The sequence below is a fragment of the Hyphobacterium sp. CCMP332 genome, from assembly GCA_014323545.1.
Lineage (GTDB): Bacteria > Bacteroidota > Bacteroidia > Cytophagales > CCMP332 > CCMP332.
Window position 1 is genome coordinate 1,868,115 of sequence record CP058647.1, and the last position, 21,892, is coordinate 1,890,006.

Here is a 21,892-nt window from a genome sequence, read left to right on the forward strand (position 1 = left end):
TATGAGAAGAATTCTATCACATATTGCCTTTTTAATACTGCTCATAAGCGGTATATCAAAAGCACAGGATTATCAATTCACCCAATTCTATGCAGCTCCTTTATACCTTAATCCGGCTTTTGCAGGTTCTTCGGAATGGGCCAGAGCCAATGTACTTTATAGAATGCAATGGCCTGCAGCCGCCGCAAAATTCACCACAATGTATGCGAGTTTTGATCAGAATATTCCTCAAATAAGAAGTGGAGCAGGACTATTGGTCAGTCGAGATGTACAAGGTTCTGCACGATTGTCTACAACTTCAGTTATGGGTCAATATGCATACAGATTAAACATAAATAGGAAATGGGCCTTTAGAGCCGGAGCAGGTGTGGGTTATTCCTGGTTGAGCATAGATGGATCGGCTTTAACACTCAGGGAGAATATTGATAACCAAACAGGATCAATTTCTAATACCGCAGCTTCTTTGGTCAATTTTGAAAACAGAAGGTTTTTTGATGTAGTAGCCGGTGGATTGCTCTATTCATCGAAAGCATGGTTAGGAACCTCTGTAAGACATATCAATCAACCTGATATGACCGTAGTTACAGGCGGAGCACAAAAACTACCACTGTATCTTTCATTTCATGGAGGTTATCAAATTCCATTGTTTCCGGGAATGCAATATCGAAAAGGTGCCGACGTGAGACCTTCCTTTATTTCACCTGCATTTCATTTTAAGAAACAAGCAAAATTTATGCAATTGGATCTTGGAGCCTATTACTATTACGATTTCTTAACTTTTGGTGCATGGTATAGAGGAATTCCGGTTGTAAAAAAGGAAACGGTAACAATTACCAATCACGATGCATTTTCCATACTGGCCGGTTACAGGTGGAAAGGTTTAAGTATTGCCTATAGTTATGATATTACAATTTCCCCTTTGTCAACTTTGAATACAGGTGGAGCACATGAAATTTCATTGATTTATGAATTCGAATATGCTTTCAACCCAATTAAGGGTCGTCCTCCAAAAGATCAAAGGTTAATTCCTTGTCCGAGGTTTTAGGGGCATTTTTCCTGGCAATCACTGATTCATTTAAATAAAAAGCATTTATTTTTATATTCTAAGTATATTTAGGAACTTAGAATGGCCTCAAACAGCTTGTTTTTCAAACAAATTTTATCCAAAATTACAATACCTGTTATTGTAATAATGATAATTACCGCATGGGTTAGCTATGAAAACACCCGGAAAATACTCACTAGCACAAGTAAGCAGAAAAGCGAATTAATCTCAGATGAAATTCATCATGTCTTTAAGGAAAAGGAACTCAAAATGGAAGGCCTTGAACAGGAACTTGAAGACAATATGGCACGTCTTAGCAACCGCTTAATAAATTACTATTTTAATGCTCATGAGAATCTGGAAAAAGTAAATCTTGATTCTATCAGAAATATACTAGGCGTTGACACCAGTTTGGTTGATCTCTATATAGTGGATACCAATGGAATTGTTGTTAATACAACAATGACGTCCGACCTCAATTTGAATCTATTTTCATTTGGTCCTGAGTTCTCAAAATTTTTAAAAGAGCGATTTGAAGATGATGAATTTTACAGTTCGAGATTTGGAGTAGAGATAAAGACGAATAATCTTAAAAAATATTCCTATGAAAAAACTAATGATGACAGCTATTTAGTAGAAATAGGACATTATTCGCCAAGAGCAGACAAAATAATTAGCACTTTCAATAAACGTTTAGATTCGATATCATCCAAACAAAAAGGAATTCTTGATGTCGAGCTTTATGTCGACGATCATAATCCTTTAACATTAAATAAAGCTAAAAACCTAAAAGAAATTCACAGAAGGGTTTTAAGGCAAACGTTTTCGGATAAAACGAGTCATACTTTAATTGAAATTGAAGACGGTATAAAAATTCATTACGAATATATTTATAGCAAAGAAGAGGATGAACCGGAAGAATTAGCTTCTGTAGTAAGGATAAAATCTAATAAAAGTATAGAAGAGGAATTATTAAGAGGAGCCATTCGCAATTCACTCTATACTTTTGGTGCGGTCATTTTACTTTTAATACTAATGCTATATATCAATTCCAGGACTCTATTAAAGCCACTATCTCAATTAAACGAGAAACTTGATAGTATTCTCGATGGGGATGAATCAAGTATTGAAATAGAAGGCAATCAGGCTTTTTCAACTTTGGCAGATCGAATAAATGGATTGCTTAAAAAATTAAAGTCTTCAGAAAGACAAGTTAGCTCACAGAATAGCAAAATAGAAGAACAACAGGATCAGATCAAGACTAAAAATGAGGGCGTTGTAGATTCTTTGAGATATGCAAAGAAAATTCAAAGTGCATTATTTCCATCTATTAATCATGTCAATAATATTTTCCCTAATCATTTATTGTTCTACAAGCCATTAAGTGTGGTTTCCGGAGATTTTTATTGGATGGAGGAGGAAAATGATTATAAATATTTTGCAGTGGTAGACTGTACAGGTCACGGTGTTACCGGCGCATTTATAAGTCTTGTAGGTTTAAATAGCTTAAATCGTACCATCAGGGAATTCAAAATGACCGATCCTTCTGAAATTCTGGAAAAGGTAAATGAACTGGTAGAAAGTACACTTCAACAAAAGGACGCTGAAATTAAAGATGGAATGGACATTGCCTTGTGTGCATATTCGAAAAAAGAAAAGAAGCTCTATTACTGCGGGGCCAATAGCCCGATATTTATAATCCGTGAAGCAAAAATGGGCAATCTTATCATCAACAAATCCTGGACTGAACCCGATTATGAGGGGAAAGACTTTTCATTTTATGAAATTAAAGGGAATAGAAAGTCAATTGGAGGAATTGAGGTTAAAGATGAAAAATTCAATAACGTTGAAATTGAGATCAAAGAAAATGACACCATTTATTTATTCACGGATGGCATTGCCGATCAAATTGGAGGAGAACACGGTAAAAAATTCCGCGCAAGAAATTTGCGTGAGATGGTAAAAGAAATGCAAAATTTGCCTCTGCAAGAACAAAACTCTTTAATTGACGAAAAAATGATTGCCTGGATGATGGATGGCAAATATGAGCAGATTGATGATATGTGTATGATCGCCATTAAATTTAGCCAGGAAGATAATTCTTAAACTCGCTTCTCGGCATTTCAATAGCTCCCATGGATTTCAAATGCTCGGAATATATCTGGCAATCAAATATTTCAATACCTTTTTCCAGCAAATATTCACAAGCCTTTATCAAAACAAGTTTGGAAGCGTTGTTTTTTAAACTGAACATTGACTCCCCTGCAAAATATCCCGGTGTTATGACACCATACATGCCACCTATTAGTTCATCTTCTTCCCAAATTTCAAAACTTGTTGCTTTGCCTTCTTCATAAAGCCCATTATAGGCATTCAACATTTCACTGGTAATCCAGGTGCCATCTTGCCCGCTTCGAGGCACGTTCCGACATTTGCTAATAACACTATTGAAAGCCTTATTCATGGTAAATTTCCAATTATCCCGATTCAAAACTCTTTTCATACTCTTCGATATATGAATCTCATTTGTTCTTAAAATAAATCTGGGATCCGGAGACCACCATAAAATCGGCTCGCCTTCTGAATACCAAGGAAATATTCCATTTAAATAAGCGAGATACAATCGATCCGAATTAAGATCACCACCAATTGCAATGAGGCCATTCTCTTCGGCTAATTCGATTTCGGGGAAAATTAATTCCTTGGTTAATCTAAAAATTGGCAATTTAGAATACGATTAGCTCCTTTATTTTGCTAGCTTCCTTGTAGATGTCTATGACATGCTCAGGGCTTTGCATTGTTGCTTTGATGGTAACAGAAATATAGGTGCCTTTTGATGAAGATTTAAATGACAAAGAAACATTTTGCTCAAATAACTCCCTGACTTTTAATTGCTTTTCTTTCGCTCCGGATTTTAAAATGAATTTAAATATGTATTCCGAAGGCCATTCATAGCTTTCTTCAAGCTGAATCTTTAAAGACTCATATTTCGCTTTCAGACTCATAAATTTCGATTTCCTGATTGATTTTCCAAGAATTGAATTTATCGATTTCATTTTTTACTTTCCCTAAAATAAAAATGAGGACTGCAGCATCATCTGTAAATCCAATAAGGGGCAGGAAGTCAGGGATAATGTCAAAAGGGTTAATGAAATACAAAATTCCGGCAATTAGGAAGATTATTGTTTTTTGTTCTACATCCCGATAGGTTCCGTTAACGTATGCTTTAATGATCTGAATAAAAGTTTCGACATTTTCCATTAAATCCCTTAATCCGGGATCGAGATTTTTGGCTTTTTCCCAGGCTGCATCAATTTTGTTTTCTATAAGGGAACGATTGGCAACTATTGATTTGGCCTTTTCTACATATTTCGATACCGAATTTTTTAATTTGCTTTCGCTGTCCATAATTGCCAATAATATAAAATACCTGTCTATCTAAATAATATAAAAACTATAATATTTATCTTTTTTCAATTTTCATTATTGCGTTGACATTCTCACCATCAATTTGAAGTAGATAAAGCCCTTGGGGGTAAGTGTTCATGTCCAATAATATTTCCCTATCTGAAACAACTGAAATTTTGGAATTCATTATGCTTCCCTTCATGTCACTAATTCTGATATTATAGTTTTTAATTAAAGCAGTATTTAAACCTTCAATAAATAGGGAGCCCTTATTTGGGTTGGGATAAGCTTTTAGGTTAGAAGAAAGATCATTTTTAAAGCCTACCATTCCAACAGTGACATCTTTACTAATAATATTTATTCCACAGCCATTGCTAACTGTAAGAGTTACTGTATAAATTCCCGAACTAGAGTATACATGAACCGGTTGCAGAGTGCTATCTGAATTACCATCACCAAAATCCCAGACATAACTAGTAGCATTTGAAGATTGGTTTATAAAACTGATAGTATCCACATTGGCATTCCAGCTGAAATTCACTTCCGGGAGTGTATCAATTAATAAATTCTGAGCATTGGTATCAGAACCGGCAACATTCTGTACGATTAATTGAACATTTTCAAGACCGGAATTCACAAAAATCACATCATGGGGACCCGCACCGGTAGCTGTAGATGGATTGGCATTTTGACCAAAGTTCCATAAGTGATTTATTCCCGTACCACTTGAATTGTCAGTAAATGTAATTAATTGACCCGCGCAGTTTGGTTGTGTAAATGTGAAATCGGCCTGAGCGGTATTGAAATTATCTGTCACACTAATATTATCAAGTGCTATATCACCCATAAACCCATTGGCACTTATACCGCGAAACCTGACCGATATAACATTTCCAGCCAGTAATGACAAATCAATAGTCCATTGCTGCCAGGAATTAGGCTGATCACCAATTATTGGAGGCACAAAATCATTCAACCAGCTATCTCCCAAGAAAACATCAAAATGTAACTCTCCAATATCCTGACCGTTCATATGATACCAGGCCTTCAGCTCAGGAGAAAACGCAGAGCTTAGATCTATACATGGACTTTGAAGTATAGCAACCCTGTTGTTGCAACCACCCGAAACTTCTAAATAAAGATACTTACCAATAATCGTTCCTTGATTCTGATCATTAGGAGGGCCTGTACCCTGTGAAGGTGTGGAGCCATTATTAACCCTCCAATCTATGTCATCTTCTACCAAGTTGGTATAGTTTTTCCACCCTCCCATCAAATTACATACTGTCGCTTCACAATTGGCAGTCGTTGGACAGCTGTTGAAAACATCAAAATTTTCGGTGTATGGAATTGATACCAGATTACCTGGAAATATATTTATCGAAGTACTAATTGTATCATTTCCCGGGTTTTGATCCGGGCCATAGTCCTGCCAAACTTTTAAATCATAATTACCCACGCCAGGCAAATGCAAAGAATTGTTAAACGTAAAAGTATCTACCTGGCCGGCCGTGAGTATATTGTTATAAACAGCACTAATGGCCGGGCCACCGTTGACTGAGTAATTCATAGGTATATTACCAATGGCATTGGCCCCCGTATTTCGAATTATAACGGTCACATCAAGACTGTCTTCCAATAAACAATCTTCTTTAGAACTGAAGCCCGGTGAAACAATGCTGGTCACAGAAGCATCAATGGCATAAACAAAATTATCAGTGATTGAAATATCATCGATTGCCAGATCCGAGGCAAAATCACTACCTGTAATTCCACGAAATCTTACATTAATGACTTGTCCGCTAAATGGCGTAAGATCAACAATTCTTTGTAGCCACAAATTGCCTTGTTCTCCTATTAAAGGAGCAGTAACATCCAGGTACCAGGTACCGTTTGCAAGTATGTCAACATGAAGCTCTCCCATTGCATTCCCATCCATATGGTACCAAAAACTCAATTCAGGCTGTAACGCAAAGGCTAAATCCAGACATGGACTTGTCAGTAAAGCAGTTCTATCTGTGCATACCGGATTTCCTGAAGCTTCTAAATACAAATAATTTCCATTACCCGATGTATGGTCAGCGCTTGGTCCTGTTCCCCCTGAGGCCGTCCCACCACTATTTGTTCTCCAATCAATATCATCACCAAAATTATTGATTGTATTTAACCATCCCGATGACAAATTACAGCTCGTCCCACCACAATTTGTAGTAGTAGGGCATAATGCAAATTGATCAAAATCTTCGCTCAATGGTAGGTTGGCTGATTGTGCCGAGTATATGGTAACGACAGAATTAAGTGTGTCGTTGCTGTTTTTTACATCTGTTCCAAGCCCCGTCCAGGCTTTGAATACATGAGAATTTCCTGTGCTCAAATCCGCAAATACGGGAAAAGTCAGTACTCTTTTTTCGTATAGCTCCAGGGTATCGTTGAATTGAATAGTGCTTGTTGAGCCATTATTTAGCAAGACGCTTACCGGAAAATTTCCTTGTCTTGTAAAACCTTTATTTTCAATTTCAACTATTACTGCAACGCTATCCAAATCCTGACAATCGGGCATTTGTGAATTTAGAGGACTAAGAATATTCGAAACAGCGACATCTACTGAAACAGGACATTGAAATGTACCCGGTGCCTTTTGAATTGCTATTGCCCTTCTTCCAATTATACCCTGTGATGAATTCAATGCTTTTACACTTAACCAAAAGGAATTGCTACCATTGATGTTTTTTAAAATGTAAAAGTCATTACTGGAGATATCAACAGAATCCATGTACTTATTACCCAAAACGCTTATTTCATAGCTATTTGCCGAAGGCACACTATCCCAGGTCAGCATAAGAGAATCTGCGCAAGACCACAATACAGACAGGTTTTGAGGAACACCAATAATACTAAAAGGAGCGATGCTGGTACTGGATGAACTGCCTTGAGTAACCCTAATTAAAGCTTTACCTGTACTAAGGCTAGGCACATTCCAATCGTAGTATCTTTGACTACCGGGGACAGAAGTTACGATACTAACCCAGTTCGAGCCGCTATCTATGGAATATTCTATATTAATTGGAGTACTCTCATCATATGCATCCCATCTGATGGTTTCAATTTCACCCGGAACCAAGGATTCTCCTCCAATTGGATAGGTAACTTTGGGTTGATCCATTCTAAATTCATAGACCACATGATAGTTTTGGGGACCAAAAGGAATACTTGTTCCTTTCACTTTTACAGAATATGAACCTGCAACGGGATTGGACAGAGTAACCTGTTCCATATTATTTAAATTGTCTATACCTCTTGTTGCATTGGCTGTTGGATTTGAGGGATTCAGTACCCAAGGTAGCCAGGTGGTGCTTGAAGGGTCTGACAATACCATATCAAGATTGTTGACGAGCGCTTGACTGGCGGCAGGAGAACCTTCTTTATCTAACCAATACACCATTACTTTCAATTCGCCTACACCCGCAGGCACAGTAATGATATGAGTCGTTGAATCTCCCTGAGACAATGAATCTTCCATAATTCGATTTTCTTCCATGGTTTTTAATGCTCTTAGTGCATTAACCCTTCCCCATCCAAATGAATAATCAGGACCTGGATTTCCAAGATCTTCTGCAGTATTTAAAAGAATGGCTTTCATCAAGGAAGAAGTCGGATCAGCACCAGCGTTCAGTTCGCGATGGGCCTGATATAGTTGTGATAGAATACCTGCTATTCCCGGACAGGCAGCAGAAGTTCCTCCACCAGGGGAATAGCCGTTATTTGCATCCAGAGACATTTGATTTGTTCCATTTGCAGAAATATCTGGTTTTACCCTTCCATCGGCAGCAGGACCTCGTGAACTGGAATTTGTCCTTAGGTCCTGATACTCAAGATTGGCTGTGGCAATTGTATTTTTGGCAGCTTTTCTACCTCCGGTGATTGTCGTAAATCCGGGTCCGGCATTTCCGGCGGAAAAAACATGAATTATGCTTGGATTTTGATGAATCTGTTGATCTACAAATTGAGATGTTGAGGTGTAAACACCCCCGCTTCCTTCGCTATAGGATGTAGATGTGATTACTGTTCCGAAAGTATTGTAATTTGATACCGCGCTATTGACATGGTCGTATGCAGGCCCACCGGGAGGAAATATGTCATAATATCGCATTTCTACACCAGTCGCCATACCCGCAAATCTCGGGTTTAAGTTTCCTGCTCCCATAAGGATTCCAACTGTCATATCTCCATGAGTTCCATTGCCTCCCATATTACCAACCTGAACAACTCTTCCTTCAAGGTCAATATGAGGGCCAACCGCACCATCATCAGCAAGGGCAACAGATACGCCTGTTCCATCGTAATGATATCCATTTGCTGAAGGTATGTCTATTGCATTTGCTCTATGAAGAGATCTTCCTCTTAGATCATCTGGTACCGGATCGGGTTCAATGTATTCGACCCATTTGACAAGTTTTAATTCGAGAATGTCATTGATACGGTTTTCAGGAATATCAATAGAATAGACATTTCCGGTTTTTGGGACCTGTACTATTTGACCTTCGAGTTGTACTACGGCTTGAATAAATTCCTGACTACTTACCTTGTTATGTGTGAGGATAGAAAGTCGAATTATATCGCCTCCTTTTTTTGCATGAAGCGGTATTTCATTCTCAAACCCCTTGTTTACCTTAAAATTTGATGCATATGGAATAATTGCTCTTACACCAAAATCGCTGAGCTTACTAAAACTTATTCCTTGCGGCGTATAAACTAGATAGGCACGATTCGGGAGGTAATCTTCAAAAACCAGGCCCAATGCTTCCATTTGTTTTATCTCCTTAGAAGAAGGAATAGATTTAAACTGAACCACATAATACTGATCCTCCTCATTTACCATCTTTTGAATTGATTTTTCAAAATTAGCCTCCGGAGTAAAAGATCCGGATTTAAGGTTAATGATAAATGGCTTTCCCTGAAAAGATGATTGCGCACTGCTTGAAACACACAACCCAAAAAATGATAAAATCAGAGAGAAAACAAACAGTTTCGAATACCTTGTTCTCATAGTTATTAATTTTTAATGTAGCTCAATTTTTTAATAGTCATAGAATTCTCTCCAATTACTTTAATCGTATAAAGGCCGGAACTCAGATTTCTCATATCGAAAGTGATATTGAAAGATGAATTTAATGAATTCTTTGATCTTTTGATTAACTCTTTTCCTTTGGAGTCTATAATGGATATCTCGAATTTTTCTCCTTTTAAATTGCTCGCATTTATTGTAAATGAGCCATTTGTCGGATTTGGATAAACATTAAGTGATATTTTGCTTTCTTCATTTAAACCTGTCACAAAATCAATCACACGAATATTATCGAGGAAAAGGCTATTGCTGTTGATGCCTGAAATGTTTATAAATTTCAAAACAACACCTTTAGACGCCATTGCGCTTAAATCTAATGAATCACTTCTCCATTCTGTTGATGAATTCGGCTCCCATAAAGAAGCTTGGAATCCTGTCGTCATCAAATCATTACTTGGTTTAAAGTAAGCACTTGTTTGAAAATTACTACCGCAGTCGTTTGAATAGTCGATTCTTAGTCCACCCGAAACAGCAGGAGGTAAACTTGATTGTGCTGCATATGCCACATCAAATACCAACATAGGATTAGTATAATCACTTATATCAATAGCTCGTGTCACGAGTGCATCTTCTTCTCCGATACTCACATCGCCAAAGCGATTAAAATAGGCGGCCTTTGTAGCACTGCCATCCGGACCAACATTTACACTTGAAGAAACCCAGGTAATAGAACCCGCACTTGGCTCTATCGTCCAGCTTAAAGGAGGGAAAAGTGCAAATTCAAAGGATTCATTGAGATTTGTATTTGCAGCAAAGGTATTTATATAATCAACTTTTTCTTCAGTTGATACACCGGCTAAATTGGCAGCATCCAGTTTAACGGTATAGTCGCTATTCGAATGGAATTGTACTTCCGGATTTTCAGAGTTTTGATTTGTACCATTTACAAATGTATGAGATGAAGGAGTTATAGTCCAGGTGTAGTTTCCGGATCCGTTAACTGTTTCATTATTGAATAATACCGTACCGTCAACACAAACAGCTGTTTTGTTTGCACTAAAATCTGCAGTTGGCAATACAGTTGGGCAATTGTAAATACCACTTGCTTTTCTTATTGCAACAGCTCTTCTTCCCATTCCAGTAATTTGGTTTGAGGAGTTCAAAAATACCGCCTGTACTGTCAACCAAACATTTGGATCGTTGAAATCTATATTGTTAATATAGGTTGAAGTGGATGTTGTAAACTCAACTGAATCCATATATTGATTTCCTAATTTTCGTACTTCATACCCATCTGCGTTTGCTACCGCTTGCCAAGACAAGGCTGCAGAATCTGTACAACTTGAAAATACATCAAGGTTTGAAGGAACTCCTAGAATCGAAAATGTCGATTCGGAAACATCAGTCTGAGTTCCGCGGCTTATCCTTACCAATCCTTTGTTGGTGCTTATGTTGTTTGGAACATTCCAACTGAAATAGCGTAAAGTAGCTGAAACATTACTGGTTATATTTGTCCAGGATTGTCCGCTATCTAAAGAATAGTCCAAAGAAAATGGTAAAGAGTTTCCAAAAGCGTCCCAACGGATAACCTGATTTTCACCCGGAGAAATCGGCTCTCCTCCAATTGGATAGGTTAAGTCTATTTCATCAAATTCATAGCGATAAACGATGTAGTATTCTTGAGGTCCCTGGGGAACCATCGTGCCATTGATTTTAATTTCATATGATCCGGTGCTGGGTTGATCTATTACAACCTGCTCCATATTGTTTAAATTGTCAATTCCAGGTGTTGCAGGAAAATTCAAGCTTGTTGAATTTGGTGTTGGATCTAACACTAATGGAAGGTGTAATGAGGCACCTGGGTCCGTAACTTTCAGGTCCAAATCATTTACCAGATCAAAAACAGAGCTTACCGATGCAGCAGGATCTTTCCAATAAAGCATAATTTTTACTCTTGAGACATTGTTTGGAATATTTAGTATATGTGATACAGAATCCCCGTTACTTATTACTGAATCCAGATAATTTTTATTTTCAATTACTTTATAAGCCTCTTTTGCATTTATTCTACCCCATCCAAATATGTAGTCCGGCCCCGGATTTCCGAGATCTTCAGCCGTATTCAAAGCAATGGCTTTCATCAATGCGGAATTAGGATTAGCACCTCCATTATGATCTCTATACGCATGATAAAGTTGCGCCAAAATACCTGTCACACCCGGGCATGACATAGAAGTACCCGATTTTAATCCGTAATCATAATTTTCAATAGTTGAATAAACACTACTACCTTTTGCAGAGATATCCGGTTTTATTCTTCCATCAGCAGCCGGACCTCTCGAGCTACTTGAAGAAATATTATCAGTAAAGTTTAGATTGGCAACAGTTATTACATTTTTTCCAACTTTATGACCACCTGTTATATTTCCCCATTGACTCCCGGCACCGTATCCACAATTTGAACCATTTGAATTTCCTGCAGAAAAAACATGTACTAAAGGATCATAAGTAACAACCTGATTGTCAAGCTGTTCAGTAAGTGTGGTATAACCAGCATTGCAACCATTACTATAGGATTTTGTGGTAATTACAACGCTGTCATTGGTGAATAAACCCGGAACGAAATTGTAATTTGAATTTAAATTTCCTGCAATATGACCAAAGACACCCGGAGCCATTCCTGCTCCCAATGGATCCAAATTTCCACTCCCCATGAAGGTTCCCGCTACGTGATCGCCATGGTCACCATTGGAACCGGTAATGCTGGCCAAACTCTGGTCAACTCTTCCTTTAAAATCGATATGTGGACCTATACCACCATCATCCTGCATCATAACTGACACACCGGAACCATCGTACTTTTTACCACCCAAATACGAGGTATTAATTGTATTTGATCTATGAAGCGTTCTTGCTGTAAAGTTTTCTGCTTTTCCTTCGTCCTGGCCGATTTCTATATATTTTACGTATTTATTCTCAGCTAAAAGATGGACTTTGTTTTCATCAATTAAGATTTCAATTGCATGAAGATTTTCCATGCTTTGAATTATTTCAACATTTGAAATGGCACTCACTTTGGAAAGTGAAATCGAAAAATCTATGTTTTCAAATGTCCTAACAACCAATCTCCTTTTTGTACCTTCTATTACATATTCCGGATACTGCGAGGTGGTAATGAATTTATCCATTTTGAGATCAGGAGTCATTACCGCCATGGCTTGAACATTCCATTTTATTAGATCCTGATATTTTGTATTTGTATTTAAGTGGGCGATGAAGGCTCTGTTCGGAATATAATCCAATAAAAATAAGCCTCTGGAAGCCATTTCTTCTTTTAATGACTGGTTTGGTAAAATTGAAAATTGTAAGATTCTAACAATTCCGTTTTGAACCACTTCATTTGCCAATAATTTAACCTTACCGGTAAAATTATTGATTTTCTCAGCTTTAAAACTTCTGGCTTCCAGATAAATCAAATCTGAGTTTCGATCCATTTTTACATAGGGAAAATTAAAATCATTTCCTTCTTCACTTGCACTTTGTGCACTTGATTGCAATTGAATTCCCATTAAGAAAATACAAATTATTGCAGCTCTGCTCAGTTGTAGCAATGTTTTCATAAATTTTATATTCTGAATTTTTTATTGATTAGGTCTTTTATTTTCTTAAAAAAAGAATTTTTTGAAAGGGTGTTAATCGATGAGTTCAACTTCACTATTTCTGTCCTGACTTTTAAAAATAATGCATAAATCTTAAAGGGGAATTATTTCAAAGAATAATCCTATAAAATATGCCTAGAAGTCAATTAAATGACAATTAGAAATTGGATAAAAACGATTTTATTGAAGCTGAACTCTCAATGGGATTTTCAAACATACCCATATGCCCACACTCATCTAATAAAGTGGAGCTGGAAGTTGGAATATGGCGAATCTGTTTTTGAGAAATACTTAAAGGAACGCTGGAATCATTCTTTCCACAAATAAAATGGACCGGTATTTTGGAAGCCGCTAATTCATTGCTTTTATCCAAACGCTCTCGCATCATTTCCATGTATTTTATCATAGATTCTTCAGAGTTTTGCATCCCCTGTTTAATTGACCTATGAATTTCTTTATCACAGGAAATTTTGTTTTTCTCAAAGAACAAATTGGGAATAAAGTTTAACAAAAAAGCTTTTTTCCCATTTTCCCGAATGAAATTAGATGTTTTATTCCTTTGCTTTTTTTTCTCAGGAGAATCTGCATATATAGAGGAATGAAAAAGACAAATGCCTTCAAGCATTTCATCGTACTTGCGAAGCAAGTTCAATATGACATATCCACCAAGCGAATGCCCAATCCAAATGGATTTATCTATCCCGAGGGATCGCACATGTTCAGCTACCATTTCGGCTGAATCTGATAAAGTATTTAATGATTCCGGCATCTGGCTCTTACCAAAACCCGGTAAATCAATGCTAATAAATTTATAAAACTGGAAGATATCTTTAAAATGGGAAATAAAATCATCCCACATTTCTTTCACTTCGCAATATCCGTGGAGAAAAATGACATGTTTGCTTCCTTCACCAAAGGATTTATAACTTAAATCGGGACTTTGACGCATTAAATATTTACAGCCGAATTAACATAAACATGTGCGGCATTGATTATCGCATCGGCATCGTATTCGCATTCTTTGTAAAGCTCAGGTTGGGTACCATGCTCTACCACTCTGTCGGGTATTCCAAGAATTTTAACGCTTGCATTAAATCCTTTGCTTGCCATGAATTCGAGAACTGCGCTGCCAAATCCACCCATAACACAACCATCTTCAACGGTTATAATATGTTTATAATTTTTGAAGATTTTTGTAAGTAATTTTTCATCCAGTGGTTTTACAAATCGCATATCGTACAAACCCGGATCAAGACCTTCTTTTTCAAGACTTTCTACGGCTTTTACTGCTTCATTTCCAATATGGCCAATGCTCAATATGGCAATATCCTTACCTTTCTTTAATTCCCTTCCGGTACCAATTTGAATTTGTTCCATTTTAGTTTTCCATTCGGGCATCACCCCCTGACCTCTTGGATACCTGATAGTAAATGGGCCATTGAATTTTGTAGCTGAAAACATCATATTACGCAATTCCGCTTCATTCATAGGTGCTGCTACTACCATATTAGGAATGCAACGCATGTATGCCAAATCATAAGCACCATGATGCGTTGGGCCATCTGCGCCAGCAACACCGGCACGGTCCAGACAGAATATCACTGGAAGATTTTGAATGGCAACATCGTGAATTACCTGATCGTATGCCCTTTGCATAAACGTAGAATAAATATTGCAAAAAGGCACCATTCCCTGAGTAGCTAAACCGGCGGAAAATGTGACGGCATGCTGCTCTGCAATTCCGACATCAAAAGCTCTTTCGGGAATTTCCCTCATCATGATATTTAAAGAGCATCCACTTGGCATTGCCGGGGTCACACCAACTATTTTTTCATTTTCCCTTGCCAGCTCTACGATGGTATGCCCAAATACTTCCTGATATTTTGGAGCCTGAGGCTTATCAGGTGTTTTCTTAAAAATCTCACCGGTAATTTTATCAAATTTTCCGGGTGCATGCCATTTGGTTTGATCAATTTCTGCAAGTGGGTAGCCTTTACCTTTGATCGTCAGACAATGCAATATTTTAGGACCTTGTATGTCTTTTAAGTCTTTGAAAACTTCCACCAAATGCAAGACATCATGACCATCAACGGGACCAAAATATCTGAGATTCAGGGCTTCAAATAAATTACTTTGATTTAAAACTGCAGATTTAATACCATTTTCAATTTTTGAGGCAATTTCCTGGGCATTTGCACCAAATTTGCTCATTTTCCCCAACAAATTCCATACTTCATCTCTGAATTTATTGTAGGTATGACTCGTGGTTATGTCTGTAAGATATTCCTTTAATGCACCTACATTGGGATCAATCGACATGCAATTATCATTCAAAACAATCAAAAGATTTGAATCTGAGGTTCCTGCATTATTCATGCCTTCAAATGCCATACCACCTGTCATGGCTCCGTCTCCAATGACCGCAATGTGTTGTTTATTATGATCTTTTTTTAACCTCGATGCTTCGGACATTCCCAAAGCAGCGGAAATCGATGTGGAACTATGACCAACACCAAATGTGTCGTATTCGCTTTCACTTCTTTTTGGGAAACCAGACAAACCGCCATAAATCCTATTGGTATGAAAACGGTCCATTCTTCCGGTCAAAATTTTATGACCGTAAGCCTGATGGCCAACGTCCCAGACCAATTGGTCATTTGGGGTTTCGAATACATAATGCATAGCGACCGTCATTTCAACCACGCCCAGACTTGCACCAAAATGACCGCCATAAACAGAAACAGTATCTACGATGTATTGTCTTAGTTCTTCACAAACCTGGGGGAGTTGTTCAGGTTTCAATTGTCTGAGATCATGGGGGGTTTTGATTTCAGCTAGTAGTTTGCCGGGTTCAATTAACATTCCGATAAATTTGAATAAGAAACAAGTGACTTATATAAAGGTTTCAATCTATGAAGTTTTGTAAAGAACAAAGCTACATTTTTTTGATATTTACAAAAAATTAGGACTAGATTCCCGTTTCGTGAGCTTTGAAATAAAACTACCCCTGTTTGAAGGACCATTCGATTTGCTTCTATTCTTTATAGAACGCGATGAATTGGATATTTATGATATTCCTATTTCAAAAATAACCAAGGATTTTCTCGAATACCTGCAACATTTAGAACAGCTTAATATGGATGTAGCCAGTGAGTTTATTTGGGTGGCCGCCTCACTAATGAAAATCAAATCCAGGCTTTTACTGCCAAGACCGGAATTGGATGAAGAAGGCAATGAGATTGACCCCAGAGAGGAATTGGTTAAACATTTGCTGGAATATAAAAAATATAAATCGGTTGTCGAAGATTTTAAAAATTTGGAATCCGGTAGAATTGATCGCGAAACGCGCGGTAACCTAACCGAAGAATTAAAATCCTTATATGCTCAAAATAATGTAGAAGCCGAACTTCAGAATCTTGATCTTTATAAACTTCTAAAAGTATATCAGAAGGTTATCGAAAAGTATGAGTATGAAAAAAATCTTCCCAAACATGAAGTCGTTGAATATCCTTACACCATTGAAAAACAAAGAAAATACATTTTAACCCTAACAGGAACTAAAGAAAAGGTATCATTTGTTGATGTTATCTCAACAAATCCGGATAAAGTGGCAGTAATTTTTAATTTTTTGGCAATACTCGAATTACTTCAAATGAATCATTTAAAAATAATTATTGGAGAGGGCTATAATAATTTTTGGATATCAAAAGGAGATAAGGTAACCGAGGATTTAGAAAACTAACTTGCATGAATCTTTTTGAGAAAAATGATGAAAAAGGCATTATAGATATGTCCGAGGAAATTCTTCACATTGAAACAGCAAAAAAAAAATACGATATCCCAATATTTGAAATTCACTCCATTCAGTTTGTCTATAATAAATCTATTCTTTGGTTGGTAATGGGAGGAATAATTGCTTCTTTATCAGGAGTTGGATTTATAAAAAATATTATTAACCCCTGGGAATCTTTAATTTATATTGTCTTTGGTGTGCTGCTATTTTATTATGGATGGCAGGGAAGAAGCATGTTGCAAATCGTTCATGGATTGCATAAAAAGATAGTAATAAGTGTAGACGATAACGAAAAGCGTTGGTATAATTTTATTGCTGTATTCAGGGAGTTCAGAGCCCGATATTAAATCCAACACGTATTACAGGGTTTGAATAAGGGGTCAATTCTGTTTCGGTTAAATTGACAAGAGCCATAAAAAACAGCGAGGAGCGCCCAAGGTTCTGAACATAGCCGCCTCCCACTAAGACCGAATTTATATTGGTTCTTGGATAATCTGGTGGAAATCTATAATCCGTTAAATTCAAAAGCTCATATTCTGCATGTGCAAAAAAGTTATCAGCAAAATGATAGCGTCCAAAGAAACGCCCGCCATATTGATTATCCTCAAAATTTAAATCTGAACGGCGAAAATATCTGTAAACCGGCCCGCCGCCTACCAGGATTTTGGGTTGAAGCCAAAGGCCGACTAAGGGCGAGATCTCAATAAAAGTGAACTGATTTCCAAATTGCAATCCCAGATTTCCACCAAGGTAAATTCTCTCTTTCAAAGGGATATTGGAAAATCGATCATTCCGGTCTTTCGCACTCTGTCCAAATGAGGAAGTTGAAATGATAATAAAAAGGTATAAAACAAAGATTCTTTTAATCATAACATTAATACCTAAGCATAAAAATAACTCTTTTGTTATAGGTGTATTATATTTGGCAATTCAAATTGTCATTTTTTGATTTCCCGAATAGTAAATATTTTTCCAAAACATATATATCTCGCTTTTATAGGATTGTTTATAGCTTCTTTAGTAGAGGCGCAAGAACATGAATTATCGCATAAACCGGCAAATTATAATCAGGATTACTTTTTAAATGAACCACTTCCAAATCTTGAGGTATTATGCCTTCCAAATCCCACATATGATACCACAACATTTGAATATGAATTGAAAGAGGCGGGTGAAGTATCATTGAAAATTTATAATGATATGGGCCATAAAATTGATGAACCCTTCAAGGAATTCAGAGAAGCCGGTACTTACACGATTCAATGGTCTCCTTTAAATTTAAAATTAAAAGGTGGAGTTTATTATGCCCGGGTAGGGCTTGGGGATAAATACCGTCTTTTGAAAGTGAGATATATTGAATAGTTAATTGTAATTGAAATGTCAATATATAATGATATATTAACTGAATGTTACTCTGCTATTTTTTTGCCAAAAGAAATTTACATTATAATAATAAATAAAAGTTTTAAACACTTCGAATCATCTTAGTTTTGCAACGATTTTTCACCTCAAAAAACAATTATGAAATCAATTACTACTCTTTTTAAAACTAGCTTTTTTTTAGTTTTTTCGCTATTGAGCTTTAGCACATTCGCTCAGCAGAGATACGATGTTCAAACTTCGGGAGCTTCGGCCTTTATTCCTTCAGCCCTCAATATAAATGTTGGTGATACGGTAGTTTGGACAAATACCGGAGGGAGCCATAATGTTAATGGTACGCAGGCAACTTATCCTTTAAACCCTGAAAGTTTTGGAGGTTTTGCTGTTTCTGGAAGTGGTTCAGCAAACTGGCCATTTACGCATGTTTTTACAATCCCCGGTTCCTACGATTACAGATGTGATCCTCATGTCGGGAATGGAATGGCCGGAACAATTCAGGTTAATGCAGTTTCGACCGCTTGTTCTGATCTTTATTTTTCAGAGTATCTTGAGGGTGCGTCTAATAATAAGGCACTCGAAATCTACAATCCAACAAACGCAGTTGTAAACCTAAGCGACTATTCTGTTCTCAGAGATAATAATGGGGGCACTACTAACACCGATACATTTCAGATGGATGGGAGTTTAGCTCCCGGTGAAGTGTATGTCATTGCAAATCCTAGTGCGGCAACGGAAATACTCAATGTGGCAGATACTACAAGTTCTTCAACTTTTTACAACGGAGATGATGCTTTGCGTTTATTGAATAATAGCACAGGCCAAATAATTGATGTAATAGGTGTATATGGCATTGATCCAGGATCAAGTTGGACTGTAAATGGTATAAATGGCGTGGCTGGAGCAACCAATGAAAATGATTTAGTGAGAGACCCTTCTGTTAATTCAGGAGATACCTCATGGACTAATGTTGTTTCCAACCAATGGTATGTATTACCAAGAGAAAATTTTAACAATCTCGGAATTCACAATGCACAGGTTTGTGGTAGTTCTATCCCCGCTTATTTGATAGAACAGGTAAAAGGCCTGGATTCCAACCTTTCGCCTGATTCTCTTGGAGTTCAGGCTCAATTAACAGGAATAGTACACAATCCGGATCAGGGTTTTAATTCCTCAGAGTTTGCTATGCAGGATGGAACCGCTGGAATTTGGGTTACTGGTGCTGACCCCATACCCGGTTATCCTAGCGGAACGGCTGAAGGTGATATTATAAGAGTTTTTGGAACTGTTGCCTTTAATAATGGGGTAACCCGATTTTCTGCGGACTCTATCAATTTAATTGGAAACACCAATTTGTATACGGCAGAGAATACTGATACTTTGAATGAATACACTGAAGGTCGATATGTTAAACTGGATTCTGTTAGAATTATAAACAATACTCAGGATTCATTTGATATTACCGGAAGTGGAAATAACTATACAATTGTTACACTGCAATCTGATACATTTACTTTAAGAGTAGACAGGGATTACGAATTGGATTTTGAAGGAAATCCGGTACCAACCGGACTATTTAATGTAACCGGAGTTGGATCTCAATTTGATTTCTCTGCACCACATGATGCCGGATATCAAATTTTCCCATCAAGATATTCCGATTTGGAAATTCTCACTGTATCCGGAGATGTAATTAGTTTCTCTACAGCTGCTGATAATGTAAATGAAGATGGAGGTTTTTACCAAATAATTATTACAACAAGTGATACTCTAAGTTCTCCAGCCACTGTAGATGTAGTTAACACAGGGAATGGTTCAGCGGTGCTGGGTGCTGATTTTACATTTAATGATACTACCCTGAATTTTTCGAATACCGCAATTGATTCCTTTATTCTCGATGTAACCATTATTGACAATGCACTTGTCAATTCGGATAAAACAGTTGAATTTGCTTTGAGAAATATTTCCGGAGCACTTTACGGGCTGGATACATTATTTACTTTGACCATTGTAAATGATGATGTCCCAACCTATGATATAGGAACCATAAGAGGGAATGATAATTTAGGTGGAACCACAAATGTTGGAGTTGCAGATTCACTGGGTGTAGTTTGTCGGGTATATGCAATTGTAACTACACCGGATATTGGAGGTAGTAATAGAAGCGTGACCTTGCAGGATGCTACGGGAGGCATATCAATTTTCCAACCGGGTAGTGCAAACCCACCGGTATTGAATGTAGGAGACAGCGTTGAAATTGTTGGTCAGGTTGGACAGTTCAATGGCTTGTCACAATTTACTAACAGCACCGTAATTAATGTTATATCTTCTGGAAATGCGCTTCCGGCACCTATGGTTGTGGATTCTCTTGGGGAATTTACAGAATCTAAATTGTTGCAAATGAACAACATGAGTTTTGTTGATCCTGCAATTTGGACAGCTTCTGCCGGAGGTTCTTCATTCAATATAGACATCACAAATGGTATAGATACTTTTGTTTTAAGAGTTGACAGCGATCTACCTGTTCATAGTCAGACTACACCACCGGCTGCACCTTTTGATTTAATTTGTTTTGGTGGTCAGTTTGATGGATCTGACCCCTACACTAGTGGATACCAGGTTTTTGCAATTGATTCAGCGAGCTTTATGCCGGTCATAGGTCCTGGTTTGCCTAGCTACACAATCGGTGATGTAATTGGTATTAATGCAAGTGGTGTAGCGGATTCCGCAGGAACGGAGTGTAAATTAACAGGAGTGGCATATGGAGATAACTTCAGAGCTGCTGCCGGAGGCCTGGAATTCACGCTGATTGATCCTAACAATAATGATGATGGAATTGCTGTATTCTCTTCAACAGGATTGGGCTACACTTTGACTGAAGGCGATGAATTACGTGTAATTGGTACCATTGATCAGGTATTTGGATTAACACGTATAGTTGCGGATTCAATTGTGGTAGTATCTACAGGAAACACTTTAAAATCTCCATCTGTTGTTATAACACTTAATGAATTCTCCGAGTCCAATTTGGTTCAATTGCAAAATGTTGAGTATCTATCGGAGGGCAACTGGACAAATTCCGGTGCAAGCTTTGATGTAAGGTTCTTCAATGCAAGCGATACCTTTACTATACGAATTGACAACGATTGTGACCTTTATGGATCTACGGAACCTAACGGTTTGTACAATGTGACTGGCCTCGGAGGTCAATTAGACCTTAGCACACCATTTGATTCTGATTATCTGTTGCTACCAAGAAGATCTTCTGATTTGGATTTGGTCAGTTCAATAGCTAATCAGCTAAATACTGATAATCTGAAAGTTTATCCCAATCCTTCTAATGGCCAAATTACCATCGCAGGTATTTCTAAAGCGGGAAGTGAAGTTCAGGTTATAGATTTATTAGGTAAGGTTATCTTTTCAGAAAGATCAAAAGACAGTGTGCTTAATTTGAATCTTGAAAGTTTGAAAAGTGGTCAATACATTATTAGAATTTCAAATGATTCCGAATTGTACAGATCGATTATCGTGATCACCGATTAAAG

At 37.3% G+C, this 21,892-nt stretch carries 14 protein-coding genes; 6 read left to right on the forward strand and 8 right to left on the reverse strand.

The features are described from left to right. Position 1 precedes the first annotated feature (1 nt). Both HZR84_08190 and HZR84_08195 read left to right on the forward strand, forming a co-directional pair. On the forward strand, positions 2 to 1,045 hold the full coding sequence (locus HZR84_08190; GenBank protein QNL21917.1) for a type IX secretion system membrane protein PorP/SprF: 1,044 nt from the start codon (positions 2 to 4) through the stop codon (positions 1,043 to 1,045). A 147-nt stretch (positions 1,046 to 1,192) separates the two neighbouring features. Further along, a complete protein-coding gene (locus tag HZR84_08195) occupies positions 1,193 to 3,151 on the forward strand; it encodes a SpoIIE family protein phosphatase (GenBank protein ID QNL21918.1) in 1,959 nt (652 codons plus the stop codon). Here the strand turns inward: HZR84_08195 and HZR84_08200 are convergent. From HZR84_08200 to HZR84_08230, 7 genes are all read right to left on the reverse strand, one after another. Then, a complete protein-coding gene (locus HZR84_08200; GenBank protein ID QNL21919.1) occupies positions 3,129 to 3,770 on the reverse strand; it encodes a leucyl/phenylalanyl-tRNA--protein transferase in 642 nt (213 codons plus the stop codon). The genes HZR84_08195 and HZR84_08200 overlap by 23 nt on opposite strands. A 1-nt stretch (position 3,771) precedes the next feature. Continuing rightward, on the reverse strand, positions 3,772 to 4,050 hold the full coding sequence (locus HZR84_08205) for a DUF493 domain-containing protein (GenBank protein ID QNL21920.1): 279 nt from the start codon (positions 4,048 to 4,050) through the stop codon (positions 3,772 to 3,774). Continuing rightward, positions 4,028 to 4,453 (reverse strand): DUF1232 domain-containing protein, encoded by a 426-nt coding sequence (locus tag HZR84_08210; protein QNL21921.1) that lies wholly within the window; start codon positions 4,451 to 4,453, stop codon positions 4,028 to 4,030. The genes HZR84_08205 and HZR84_08210 overlap by 23 nt, the downstream gene beginning before the upstream one ends. Positions 4,454 to 4,508: 55 nt before the next feature. Continuing rightward, complete coding sequence (locus HZR84_08215; GenBank protein ID QNL21922.1) at positions 4,509 to 9,500, reverse strand: S8 family serine peptidase; 4,992 nt, start codon at positions 9,498 to 9,500, stop codon at positions 4,509 to 4,511. A gap of 5 nt (positions 9,501 to 9,505) precedes the next feature. After that, positions 9,506 to 13,138, reverse strand: coding sequence for a S8 family serine peptidase (locus HZR84_08220; GenBank protein QNL21923.1), 3,633 nt, complete (start codon positions 13,136 to 13,138; stop codon positions 9,506 to 9,508). 196 nt (positions 13,139 to 13,334) lie between these two features. Continuing rightward, the gene (locus tag HZR84_08225) at positions 13,335 to 14,126 is read right to left on the reverse strand and encodes an alpha/beta hydrolase (protein QNL21924.1); all 792 of its coding nucleotides are present in this window, start codon (positions 14,124 to 14,126) and stop codon (positions 13,335 to 13,337) included. After that, positions 14,126 to 16,039, reverse strand: a complete 1,914-nt coding sequence (locus tag HZR84_08230) for a 1-deoxy-D-xylulose-5-phosphate synthase (protein ID QNL21925.1) — start codon at positions 16,037 to 16,039, stop codon at positions 14,126 to 14,128. The genes HZR84_08225 and HZR84_08230 overlap by 1 nt, the downstream gene beginning before the upstream one ends. A 121-nt stretch (positions 16,040 to 16,160) precedes the next feature. On the opposite strand from HZR84_08230, the gene HZR84_08235 reads away from it, so the two are divergent. Both HZR84_08235 and HZR84_08240 read left to right on the forward strand, forming a co-directional pair. Then, the gene (locus HZR84_08235) at positions 16,161 to 16,919 is read left to right on the forward strand and encodes a segregation/condensation protein A (GenBank protein ID QNL21926.1); all 759 of its coding nucleotides are present in this window, start codon (positions 16,161 to 16,163) and stop codon (positions 16,917 to 16,919) included. Positions 16,920 to 16,924: 5 nt separating this feature from the next. Then, positions 16,925 to 17,317: a hypothetical protein gene (locus HZR84_08240; protein QNL21927.1), complete on the forward strand. Its 393-nt coding sequence runs from the start codon at positions 16,925 to 16,927 to the stop codon at positions 17,315 to 17,317. Here HZR84_08240 and HZR84_08245 read toward each other — a convergent pair. Next, the gene (locus tag HZR84_08245) at positions 17,301 to 17,840 is read right to left on the reverse strand and encodes a hypothetical protein (GenBank protein QNL21928.1); all 540 of its coding nucleotides are present in this window, start codon (positions 17,838 to 17,840) and stop codon (positions 17,301 to 17,303) included. The genes HZR84_08240 and HZR84_08245 overlap by 17 nt on opposite strands. Before the next feature lie 75 nt (positions 17,841 to 17,915). On the opposite strand from HZR84_08245, the gene HZR84_08250 reads away from it, so the two are divergent. Both HZR84_08250 and HZR84_08255 read left to right on the forward strand, forming a co-directional pair. Beyond that, positions 17,916 to 18,332 carry a T9SS type A sorting domain-containing protein gene (locus tag HZR84_08250; GenBank protein ID QNL21929.1) on the forward strand — a complete coding sequence of 139 codons (417 nt, stop codon included), beginning with the start codon at positions 17,916 to 17,918 and terminating at the stop codon, positions 18,330 to 18,332. A gap of 213 nt (positions 18,333 to 18,545) precedes the next feature. Then, a complete protein-coding gene (locus HZR84_08255) occupies positions 18,546 to 21,890 on the forward strand; it encodes a lamin tail domain-containing protein (protein ID QNL21930.1) in 3,345 nt (1,114 codons plus the stop codon). The last annotated feature ends 2 nt before the right edge of the window (positions 21,891 to 21,892 follow it).